We start from the raw sequence: 10,926 nt of genomic DNA, 5'->3' as shown, positions 1-10,926 counted from the left end.
CCTCGTCGTTGTCCTTGCTGCCTGCGGGCATAAGGAGAACGGGGCTGTTTCCCTGACACCGACGTCTCTTTATAATATCGATTCCGTCCGGAGCGTCCTGGCACCCGTCGAGGATAAGGGACTGGCCGCCGCCGTCGCTTTGTATAAGGAAAAAAAAAGCTATGCGGCAGCCGCCGATTCGCTGAAAAGCGTCCTTTATAGAGCCCCCACCGCCCGGGGCTATTTTGAGCTGGGGACCGCGCTGTTGTTGGGAAAATCCTATCCGGAGGCGGTACAGGCGCTTAGGATCGCCGAGCAATTGCAGTACGCACCGCTGACAAAAGTCCTGTACGAATTATCGGCGGCTTATGCCAACGACACCGGGACGTCCGTTACCAGCCAGATAGACAATCGAGTCAAGGCCGCCCGTTATATGCAGGTTGCGATCCAGATGGGCTTTCCCGATCCCGGGCAATTCAACGAGGATCCGGCGTTTGCGTCGATCCGGGCCGATTATATATTCAAGGAAGGCTTCCGCAATGCGCTGTCGGGCCGGCAAGACCTGTCTGCCTCGCTTTGGACGGACTTCCTGAAGGGTTTCAAACCGGTTACCCTCCCCTACTCGATCGACACCGGTTGGCTGCACAGCAATGGCCAGGCCGTAAAATCGGGCGACATCGACTTCAACTACGAGAAGTTCATTACGGAAATACGCGGCGCCCGTTTTGCGCGGGGCGATGAACCGGGTTATTTCTCGATAGGGTGTGTGCGGCAGGACAGCAACTATGTGGCACTCCTCTATGGTGGATCGGATAACTGGGGGGACGGAGACGACACGGACCCTACGGATAGCACCCAGGATCAATACCGTAGCCCCGTGTTTTTTTACCTGACGACCTATTCTACGCAGGGGAAGATCATCGACAAGCTCATGGTGGCGGGACAGGAAGTGGCCACCCAGCCCTATAAAACCTTTAGCATGCTTCCTTCACTGGAATTTGCGGTAACGGAGTTGCAGAAACCTGGGGATTCGGTATTGGCGGTCGTACACTACCGGATCAACGCTTTGGGGAAGTTTGAGAAGGTCGACGCCGCCCCGCTCGCAGCATTTTACCCACGCCCCGGTACTGGATCAGCCATTCCGCTACCAGCAGGTTGGGTACCCAGCTCAGCCACGCGGTGACAATGTAGATGTCGCGCGGATGTACGGGCGCCTGGAACCATTGCAATAAAAAAGTATAAGAACGGAGGGTCAAGGCTGATAGGGTCAGGGCATAGCTCCGGTACAAAAAAGCGCCGTGGAGCAGAAACCGCTTCCGGACGGCGAACCACCAGGCAAGGGTGGTAAAAGTTATCCAAAGCGACGCCAGCAATACAAAACTCGTCCGGGCCGGAAGGCCGCCATTGGCATAAAAACCCATCACCAGGGCGGCGGGACCGGTGACAAACACGACCGTCAACACGTATACGTAACCCATGACACGGTGGACTCGCGGATAACGTCTGAGGATCCACCCGTTGAACTGCGTAAATCCTGCCAACAGCACAAGACAACTGGTAAAGACGTGCGTGAAAAAGCTAACCCGCCAGTAGGGAATATAATACACCCCTTGCTTCGATTTCAGGAAGTCTATGTCGCTCCGGAGGGCGGTATAAGGTAAAGACAGCCGGATCATCAGGAAACTGAAAAAAGCCAGCGCGACCAGCAGGATGGTCCACCAAATATATCGCAGCTTTGCGCTCATATCAATCCATCATCTCTTCCAACACCCATCCGTTCCCTTTCAACTGACGCACGGAGTCCCCGGGATCGCCCATGGGTTGCATCACCACCTTTAGGGTCATCTGGCGCGCCGGTGTGAATGGATTTTTCTCCCAGTCGATCCGGATGGTATTGCCGGTCTTTACATAGTTGCCCCGGACCGTGTTCACCTGGGAAGTAGAATCTTCTGCGTGTTTGTAGAAGTTGTACTCGCAATACCCGTCATCGTTAAACACCAGGAGGGAGTCCGCACCCACGTTCCAGGTTCCGCTAATGCTGTTGGAAGAATACGGTGAGTCCAACGCAACGACAAAGTGCAAACGGATCTTTTGTTCCGAAGCCTTTTCCGGATGTTGCGGTTTCCAGTCCCCGGTAATACGCAGTTTCGCCGTATCAAATGTGAACGAAAAGATGCCGTCATTTGGATGATCACCAGGTTCGTTCAACGTGAAGGCAAAATGGTCTCCCTCCGCTTGTAGATGTCCGTTGACATTCCGGCGGGCGCCCTGGTGTATGTCAAAACCCGAGACGATGTCGCCGTTGATATAGTTCAGCGTAAGGGATAATACCCCTTTACCCATGTTTCCCCCATAGGTGCCCAGGAGTTTCTGGGTGTCGAAAGCGGAGGGGGTGCGGTGGCAGGCGGAAAGACCGAGCGCCAGCAGGAGGTAAACGGGGCGGATACGCATGTATTTTAACATTTATGGTAGCCAAATATAGGGTTCCTTTTTATAATTTGTTGTTACAATTCACCCGCATGCGCCTGTCCGCCTTGCCTTTATTCCTGCCCGCCGTTTTCGCCTGCCAATTGCGGCGAGACCCTGTCCTGAGTACCTCCGCCCTGTACAATATCGATTCGGTGCGGGTGGCCGTTGCGGCCTCCCGGGGGGATAGTACCCATTGGGATAGCTATCGGCTCGCCGCGGATTCCGCTTCATCCTGGACGGCAGGTGCCGGTACGCTTAAAAACATCCTGCGCCGGGCGCCCTCTTCCCAAGGGTATTTCGATCTGGGCCTGGTGCTGCTCAATGGGGGCCAGTATGCCGAGGCGGCCCGGGCGTTGGACATCGCAAGGCAATTGGGATACGCGCCCCAGGCGGAGGTCTGGTGCAGGCTGGCGGAGGCTTATGCCGAGGCCGAGGTCCGGGATGACAGCATTCGCACCGATGTCCAGAGCAATGCCGACCGCGCCATCGACTGTGTGCGGAACGCGATAAAACTTGGATGCGTCCGGCCGGAGCGGTTTGTACGGGAAAAAGAGTACCGGCAGGTCGCTTATACCGACGGATTTTATCCCGCTTACATTGCCGCCTTATCGACAGACAAACGTAAAGGCCTTTGGCGGGCGTTTAAAGCCGGTTTTACTGATCTTCCCCTCCCGCTTTCCATAGATACTTCCTGGATCGGGAACCATATTGATTCGGACGGTGTAGGTTTATTTTTTTATTTCCAGCCCTTCATTCCTTCGATTGGAAAACCCTTGTTCTCCCGGGTAAAAACAGATGTCTTTTTCAGCGTGGGCAAGGTTGCAGAGAACCCGGCCTATACGGCTTTCATATACCGGGACTTCTTTTTGCTGGAGGATGATCCCCTGGAAATGGACACCGCCCGGACAGCAACACAAAAGGCTGTCCGGGACGGCGCCACTTATTACCTTGTGACATACACTCCCTCGGGTATCCCTATCGATAAAATGGTGGTTGCCGGTCATCTCGGGTTGTACAAACCCATGAAGATGTTCCGTATGACACCCAGCATGGATTTTACCGTGTCGGACCTGGTGTCCCGTTTCCCGCCGGGGGGTGAGCTTCCCCTGTCGTCTGCAGTGGAAAACGTCCAGCACTATAGGATCGACGATGCCGGCCACATCGTCAAGGCTCCGTTGGGGGCGGGCGCCACAGGGGGCATGTAAGGCCGTGGGCGGTGCGGCTTACGCAAAGTCAATCCCGATCCACTTCCTTTTTTTCTTTTCAAACTTGTCGAAATCAAACTTGTACAACCGGCCCGGGCGATGGGGGACGTCGTCCTCGTATTCCCCGGTGTCGATGAGGAAGTCCATGGAGAAAAACTTTTTCCGGAAGTTTCGGCGGTCGAGGCGGACATCGAGGATGGCCTCGTAGAGGTTCTGGAGTTCACGCAGGCTGAACTTATCAGGCAGCAGGTTGATGCCGAGGGGGTGTTCCTGGATGCGGCGCTGGAGCCACGTATAACAGACCTGGACGATTTCCTGGTGGTCGAAGGCCATGTCGGTGACCTCGTGTACCGTGTGCCAGTGGAGGCTGTTGTCGAGCTTCCGGAGCGTGTGGTGGCGAATGTTCACCAGGGAACAATAGGCCATGGTGATGACACGGCCACCGGGGTGCCGGACGGGGTCGCTAAAGGCCCTTACCTGTTCCAGGTAGATGTCGGACATCCCCGTGCGTTCCCGGAATATGCGGTGGGCGGCGGCGTCCAGCGTTTCGTTGTCTTGTACAAAGTCTCCGAGCAAGGTCCATTTACCTTCAAAAACTGAAATATCACTTTCGATCAGGAGCACCTTCAGGGCATTCTCGTCAAATCCAAAAACGACACAGTCCACGGTTAAAGGTACTCGGGGGTATGACGCAACTAGCTTTTGTATATCGCTGATTTTCATGGCAGGTTTAGGTAGCTAAAGGTAACTAATTTCCGTAAGTAGGGGAAAATGACTAGCTTGCCCGCCATGGCGAACAAACAATCGGAAGCGCCGGTACGCGTTACATCCGAAATCGGCACACTGCGGAAACTATTGGTACACAGCCCTGACAGCGGGCTTGGGAAGGTGGTGCCCTCCAAGGCACAGGACTGGCTTTTCGAGGACATCGTCCACCTGGACACCATCCGCCGTAAGGAATACGATTATTATACAAAGATCCTCCTGTACTTCCTGGACCCTGACCGGATCAAGGGGAAACTCGCGGAAGCGGACGACCCGGGCCGGGGTTTTTACAAACCGGGGCGCCCGACCTTTTTCAAGTCGGACAAGGTGGTGGAGCTTCAGTGGCTGCTGGCGGAAATCCTGGAAAACCGGGAGATCCGGATGCAGCTCATCGCATCGGTTTGCGCCATCGAAAGCTGTTCCTTCCAGATACAGACCCGTCTCCAGGATTTGAAACCGGAACAACTGGCCAAGGTCTTTATCACGGGCAGCGTCGATGAGAAAGAAATGCTGTTCCCACCCATCCCGAACTTTATTTTCACCCGGGACATCGGGATCGTCATCGGGGAATACCTGTTGCTCAACAAACCGGCCAAAAAGGCAAGGACGAGGGAAGCGTTGCTTTCCAAATATATATTTTTCCATCACCCGTTTTTCGAACGGCTTCGCCCCAACGTGCTGGAGCTGTCCGAAACGTTTCAACACTTCCTTTTGCCAAAGGACGGGGAAGAGCGGAAGGTGACCCTGGAAGGGGGAGACATCATGGTGGTTACCCCTGACCACGTACTCGTGGGGGTCAGTGAGCGGACGTCGATGGAGGCGGCCTACCAGGTCACCAACCTGCTTTTTTCCCGGAATGTCGTCTCCAAAGTTTCCATCATAAGGATTCCTAAGAAAAGGGACTATATGCACATCGACACGGTGTTCACCCAGGTCAAACGGAACGTCTGGGTGATGCTGGGTAACTTTTCGAAAAAGGCCATCACCAACGAGGACTCCGACCCCGTTCAGCGCATCCTGGAAGGACAGAAAAAAGACGACCAGCTCCGCATTATCCAATTCAGGAAGGATAACGTGGAAAATCCCACGTACTTCAACAACCTGGAAGACCTTTTGGTGGACATCAGCCGCAGCGACCTTCACAGCACCGAAGAAACGGTCTTCCTGTATTCGGGCAACAACGAATTCCCCTTTGACGTCCGGGAGCAGTGGACGGATTCCTGTAACCTCCTGGCGCTAAAAGAAGGCGTGGTCCTGGGGTATGACCGGAACGACAAGACGGTGGAGGCTTTCCGCAAAAACGGGTTTCACACCATCCATGCGGAAGAGCTGATCGAACAGCTGGACAGCGGGCGATTGACGACGGCGGAGATACACGATACCCTGATATTGATGCCGTCGGCGGAATTGTCGAGGGCAAGGGGGGGATTCCATTGCATGAGCATGCCGCTGGTAAGGGAAGACATTCGCTAACGAATATGCAAACGACTTCACATATTCTGATGATCCGCCCGGTCAACTTCGCGTTTAACGAAGAGACCGCGGTGAACAATGCCTTCCAGGTGGAGGGTGCGGGCGACGATGCCCAGGCGAAGGCCGCCCGGGAGTTTGACGCCTTCGTGGCGCTGCTCCGGGAAAGCGGTGTGGACGTGACGGTGGTAGGTGATACGCCTGAGCCTTATACGCCGGATTCTATTTTTCCCAACAACTGGGTATCCTTCCATACGGACGGGACGCTGGTCCTTTACCCCATGTTCGCCCCGAACCGGCGGCTGGAGCGGAAGGAGGGGGTGCTGGACGCGCTAAAAGAGCATTTTGTGATTCGGAGACGCTTTGACCTGAGCGGTTGGGAGGCGAAATCGAAATACCTGGAAGGCACGGGCAGCATGGTCCTGGATAGGGACCAGCGTATCGCTTATGCTTGTCTTTCCCCCCGGACGGACCCGCAGGTACTGGATGAATTCTGCCGGAGGCTGGAATACCAACCTGTTACCTTTACCGCGCTCGACGCGGGAGGGCTTCCCATCTACCATACCAACGTCATGATGTGTGTGGCGGATACCTACGTGGTGATCTGTGCGGACGCCATCCCGCACGCACACGAGCGGGAGACGGTCCTGGAAACGATCCGGGGGACGGGGAAGGAAATCGTACGCATCACCCTGGACCAGATGGCGCGCTTCGCCGGGAATATGTTACAGGTGGAGGGGGCCGAAAAGCTCCTGGTCATGTCTTCCCAGGCATTCGGGTCGCTTTCGGGCGAACAATTGGCCGTACTGGGCGCGCACAACCGGATTCTTTATGCGGACCTGACGACCATCGAAACAAACGGGGGCGGCAGCGCGCGTTGTATGATGGCGGAAGTTCGCCTACCGCTCCGTAAGGCCTAGTGTCAACAGGATTCCTTCGTCGAAGGACACCGGCTCGAAACCCAGTTCCCTCCTGGCTTTGTCAATGATAAACCCCGTCCGGGGAGGCCGTCGGCCCGGCTGGAAAAAAGTCGACGCGTCCACCTTGACCAGGAGGGCTTCATCCAAACCCAACAAACGCGCGGTGCGCAGGGTCATGTCGTAAGGCGTCAGAAAGTCCCGCCCCGAGATATGATAGACGCCTTGCTTTTGCAACCGCAACAGCGCCGAAATGCCTTCGGCCAGGTCTCCGACGTATGTGGGGGTTCTCCATTGATCGGAGACAACCTTGATGGTGCGGCCGGCCTGGAGGCTGTCCCGTGCCCAGCTAATGATGTTGGCACGGGTGCCGCTGAAGGGAGTGCCGTAGACCAGTATCGTGCGGACGATGGCCCAGTCAAGACCGGAACGCATCACGAGTTTTTCGGCTTCCCACTTGCTTTGGCCATAGACGCTGATGGGTGCGGGGGTATCGTCTTCTTTATAAGGACCCGCGGCCCCGTCGAAGACGAAGTCGGTGGATACAAAGACAAACCGGGCACCCACCGCCTTTGCCGCGTCCAGTAAAAGATCGGTCCCTTCTACATTGACCTGGTAACACTTCAGCGGGTCTTCCTCGCAGGGATCGACCTGTGTCATGGCACCGGCGTGGATGACGACCGAAGGCTTCCAGTAGTCCATGACATGACGGATAGACGCCGGGTCGGTAAAGTCCATATCCGCATAGATATAGGAGGGCGCCTGTTGAGGGGTGCCTTTAAACACCTCCGCGTGCAGGAACCGGCAGACACCGCGGCCCGTCGCCACGAGGAATTGGCCTTCCTCTATCAGAACCTTCACCAGGTATTGGCCCAACAAACCGTTGGCGCCGGTGATCAGAATGGGTCTTCCTCTTTCCGTCATCGATACTGCATTCCCAGGTTATACATGATAAAACTATAGATGTCGGCGGCTTCGTCGATCACCTTGGCGGTCGGTTTACCACCCCCGTGACCGGCCTTGCTGTCGATCCGGATCAGCGTGGGGTTTGGTCCCGCATTGTCGGCCTGCAGCCTTGCTGCAAACTTAAAGGAATGCGCGGGGACAACCCGGTCGTCATGATCCGCGGTCGTGACCAACGTGGCAGGATAAGAAACACCCGGTTTCAGGTTGTGGTAGGGCGAATAGCCGTAGAGATAAGCGAAGTCTTCGGGTTTGTCGCTGCTCCCGTATTCGGTGACCCAGGCCCAGCCGATGGTGAATTTCTGGAACCGGAGCATGTCCATGACACCGACCTGCGGGATGGCGACCTTGAACAAATCGGGGCGTTGGGTCATACATGCACCGACCAGCAGACCGCCGTTGGAGCCGCCCCGGAGGGCGAGCCTGTCTTTGTTGGTGTATTTGCCCTTGATGAGGTATTCGGCGGCGGCGATCATATCGTCGAATACGTTTTGCTTACGGTGGAGCATACCCGCTTCGTGCCAGGCCTCCCCATACTCGCTGCCGCCCCGCAGGGCCACCTGGGCATAGATCCCTCCTTCTTCCACAAAGAAAAGGGTGGAAATGCTAAAGGTGGGGGTCATGGGAATCTGGAAACCGCCATACCCGTATAACAGCACGGGGTTGTTGCCGTCCCGCTTCATGCCTTTCCGGTAGGTCAGGAACATAGGCACTTTGGTGCCGTCCTTCGATGGGAAAAAAACCTGGTCTGTCTCGAAGTCATCCGGGTTGAACTGGACCTCCGCTTTCCGGAAAAGGGTGGATTTCCCGGTGGTCACGTCATAGTGGAAAATCGCGGGTGGATAGCTAAAAGAGAAATAGGTATAAAAGAATTCCTTGTCCTGGTGTTCACCTCCAAAGCCACTGGCGGTGCCTATTCCGGGCAGGGCGATCTCGCGGACGAGCGCTCCCTTGTAGGTGTGTTGGTACACTTTTGTGGAGGCGTCCTTGAGATAGTTGGCGTAAAGGTATCCCCCACCGGTGCTCACCGACTGCAAGGCTTCGGTGCGTTCGGGGATGACGGTGATCCAGTGATCCTTGCCGGGCTGGTGGGGATCGATGGAGACGACCTTGTAGTTGGGCGCGTCCGCGTTGGTCTGGACCAGCAGCCTTTCTCCGTCGTTGTCGACAAAGCCGGCTTGCGTGTCAAAACCGGGGACGATGAGTGTAAAACCGGTGTCTTTCGCGCTGAGATCTTTGGCCAGCAGTTCCGTTCCGCTGGTGCCCTCGGAAACCGTCAGCAGGAGGAACCGGTTGTCTTCGGTCGTAAAGGCGCCGACGGTGCGCAACGGGTGTTCCCGGTCCTCGTACACAAGGACGTCTTCCGACTGGGGTGTGCCCACCTTGTGAAAATACACGGTATGGTATTGGTTCTGGTGACTCAATTTCGTTTGTTCGTCGGGTGTGGGATAACGGCTATAGTAAAAACCGTCGTCCCCCAGCCAGGAAAGACCGGTGAATTTGAGCCAGCGAAGGGTATCCCCCAGGTCCTGGCCGGTCGCGACGTCCTTGATATACGCCTCTTCCCAGTCGCTGCCCGAACGGGCGATCGTATAGGCCGCATACTTGCCGTTCCTGGAGAAGCTCATATTGTTCAAAGCCGCGGTGCCATCCGCGGACAGCTTGTTGGGATCGAAAAATATTTCCGGGGTGGCGTCTAGTCCTTTTTGCCGGTAGAGTACTGCCTGGTTTTGAAGACCGTCATTCTTATTGAAGTAATACCATTCGTTTTTTTTGAAAGGGGAACTGTATTTGGGATAGTTCCAAAGCGTTTCCAGACGGGCGCGTACCTTATCCCTGAAGGGAATGGCCGACAGGTATTCCTGCGTCACCTTGTTCTGTTCCTCTACCCAGGCCTTGGTGGCCTCACTGTTGTCATCCTCCAGCCAGCGATAGGGGTCTGTGACTTTTGTTCCGAAATAGTCGTCGGTGACGGGATGTTGTGCGGTAACAGGATATTGTTGCGCCGGGAGCGGGGTGGAAACGGTCATGCAAATGATGATTACATTAATTTTAAGCAACATACACCCAGGATTTGACCCTACAAAGTATAAAATCATATCCGGCAAATCCTTATTTTTGGGCGCCCGAACGGCAAAATTATTGATAAATAAAGGAGTGCTTTAGTAAAAAATGGATAAAAAAGTAACAAAGATCGGCGTTTTGACATCGGGAGGAGACTCCCCTGGGATGAACGCCGCTATCCGGGCGGTTGTACGTACAGGATTGTATAATAACCTGGAAGTTTTTGGGATCACACGTGGTTATATGGGGATGATCGACGACGACATCGTACCCATGCACTCCCGAAGCGTTGCCAACATCATTCAAAGGGGCGGTACGATCTTGAAATCCGCCCGCTGCAAGGAATTTTATGAATTCGAAGGCCGGAAAAAGGCATACGAAAACCTGCGCAAGCACGGGATCGAAGGCCTGGTCGTGATCGGCGGAGACGGTTCCTTCCGGGGTGCCCAGAAGTTCGCCACCGAATTCGATATCCCTTGTATCGGTCTCCCGGGCACCATCGATAAAGACATGGCCGGGACCGACTTTACCATCGGTTTTGACACCGCAGTCAATACGGCGGTAGAAGCGATCGACAAGATCCGGGATACCGCGGATGCACACGACCGTTTGTTCATCATCGAGGTGATGGGCCGGGATTCGGGCTATATCGCCCTGCACAGCGGGATCGCCACCGGGGCAGAAAACATCCTGATCCCCGAAGCCAAAACCAATATCGAAGACCTGATTGCTTCCCTGGAAGACAAACAACGCCGCAAAAAGCTGGTGAACCTCATCGTCGTGGCCGAAGGCGACGAATTCGGCGGAGCGGAAGAAGTGGCCAAGGTCGTCCGCCAGCGGCTTCCGGATATGGACACCCGTGTTTGTATCCTCGGGCACATCCAGCGCGGAGGCTCCCCCTCCTGTATCGACCGCCTGGTGGCCAGCCGGCTGGGCTATGCCGCCGTGGAAGCCCTGATGGAAGGACGTCACAACGTTATGATCGGGATCATCAACAACAAACTGCACTACACGCCGCTGGATCTGGCTGTTAAAGCCAAACAGAAGATTGACAAAGAGTGGCTGAAGATCGTGAAAATTCTCGCCAGTTAAAT

At 55.4% G+C, this 10,926-nt stretch carries 9 protein-coding genes; 4 read left to right on the top strand and 5 right to left on the bottom strand.

All coding sequences use genetic code 11. The features are described from left to right. Window positions 1-1,037 precede the first annotated feature (1,037 nt). The gene (locus EDB95_RS23985; RefSeq protein WP_133998483.1) at window positions 1,038-1,724 is read right to left on the bottom strand and encodes a DUF2306 domain-containing protein; all 687 of its coding nucleotides are present in this window, start codon (window positions 1,722-1,724) and stop codon (window positions 1,038-1,040) included. A gap of 1 nt (window position 1,725) precedes the next feature. After that, entirely contained in the window at window positions 1,726-2,430 is a 705-nt protein-coding gene (locus EDB95_RS23980) for a hypothetical protein (protein WP_133998480.1), read from the bottom strand. A 68-nt stretch (window positions 2,431-2,498) separates the two neighbouring features. Here EDB95_RS23980 and EDB95_RS23975 point away from each other — a divergent pair, with 68 nt between their 5' ends. Then, on the top strand, window positions 2,499-3,653 hold the full coding sequence (locus EDB95_RS23975; protein WP_162852765.1) for a hypothetical protein: 1,155 nt from the start codon (window positions 2,499-2,501) through the stop codon (window positions 3,651-3,653). An 18-nt stretch (window positions 3,654-3,671) separates the two neighbouring features. Here EDB95_RS23975 and EDB95_RS23970 read toward each other — a convergent pair whose 3' ends face one another. Further along, the gene (locus EDB95_RS23970) at window positions 3,672-4,319 is read right to left on the bottom strand and encodes an NUDIX hydrolase (RefSeq protein ID WP_246073777.1); all 648 of its coding nucleotides are present in this window, start codon (window positions 4,317-4,319) and stop codon (window positions 3,672-3,674) included. A 123-nt stretch (window positions 4,320-4,442) separates the two neighbouring features. Between EDB95_RS23970 and EDB95_RS23965 the strand changes: the two genes are divergently transcribed. Continuing rightward, on the top strand, window positions 4,443-5,891 hold the full coding sequence (locus EDB95_RS23965) for an arginine deiminase family protein (RefSeq protein ID WP_133998471.1): 1,449 nt from the start codon (window positions 4,443-4,445) through the stop codon (window positions 5,889-5,891). Between the two features lie 5 nt (window positions 5,892-5,896). Continuing rightward, window positions 5,897-6,808 carry a citrulline utilization hydrolase CtlX gene (gene ctlX / locus EDB95_RS23960; protein WP_133998468.1) on the top strand — a complete coding sequence of 304 codons (912 nt, stop codon included), beginning with the start codon at window positions 5,897-5,899 and terminating at the stop codon, window positions 6,806-6,808. Here the strand turns inward: ctlX and EDB95_RS23955 are convergent. Then, entirely contained in the window at window positions 6,788-7,729 is a 942-nt protein-coding gene (locus EDB95_RS23955) for an SDR family oxidoreductase (RefSeq protein WP_133998465.1), read from the bottom strand. The genes ctlX and EDB95_RS23955 overlap by 21 nt on opposite strands. Further along, window positions 7,726-9,798, bottom strand: coding sequence for a prolyl oligopeptidase family serine peptidase (locus EDB95_RS23950; RefSeq protein WP_246073776.1), 2,073 nt, complete (start codon window positions 9,796-9,798; stop codon window positions 7,726-7,728). The genes EDB95_RS23955 and EDB95_RS23950 overlap by 4 nt, the downstream gene beginning before the upstream one ends. A gap of 142 nt (window positions 9,799-9,940) precedes the next feature. On the opposite strand from EDB95_RS23950, the gene pfkA reads away from it, so the two are divergent. Then, a complete protein-coding gene (gene pfkA, locus EDB95_RS23945) occupies window positions 9,941-10,924 on the top strand; it encodes a 6-phosphofructokinase (RefSeq protein ID WP_133998460.1) in 984 nt (327 codons plus the stop codon). The last annotated feature ends 2 nt before the right edge of the window (window positions 10,925-10,926 follow it).

It is taken from the genome of Dinghuibacter silviterrae (assembly GCF_004366355.1).
GTDB classification, from domain to species: domain Bacteria; phylum Bacteroidota; class Bacteroidia; order Chitinophagales; family Chitinophagaceae; genus Dinghuibacter; species Dinghuibacter silviterrae.
The sequence above is the reverse complement of the archived record's forward strand: the minus strand, read 5'-3'. Positions and strand labels throughout refer to the sequence as shown.

Coding starts and splice junctions, on each gene's coding strand:
- ctlX (WP_133998468.1), top strand. CDS start 5,897: ATGCAAACGACTTCACATATTCTGATGATCCGCCCGGTCAACTTCGCG.
- EDB95_RS23980 (WP_133998480.1), bottom strand. CDS start 2,430: ATGCGTATCCGCCCCGTTTACCTCCTGCTGGCGCTCGGTCTTTCCGCC.
- EDB95_RS23950 (WP_246073776.1), bottom strand. CDS start 9,798: ATGACCGTTTCCACCCCGCTCCCGGCGCAACAATATCCTGTTACCGCA.
- EDB95_RS23985 (WP_133998483.1), bottom strand. CDS start 1,724: ATGAGCGCAAAGCTGCGATATATTTGGTGGACCATCCTGCTGGTCGCG.
- pfkA (WP_133998460.1), top strand. CDS start 9,941: ATGGATAAAAAAGTAACAAAGATCGGCGTTTTGACATCGGGAGGAGAC.
- EDB95_RS23965 (WP_133998471.1), top strand. CDS start 4,443: ATGGCGAACAAACAATCGGAAGCGCCGGTACGCGTTACATCCGAAATC.
- EDB95_RS23955 (WP_133998465.1), bottom strand. CDS start 7,729: ATGACGGAAAGAGGAAGACCCATTCTGATCACCGGCGCCAACGGTTTG.
- EDB95_RS23975 (WP_162852765.1), top strand. CDS start 2,499: ATGCGCCTGTCCGCCTTGCCTTTATTCCTGCCCGCCGTTTTCGCCTGC.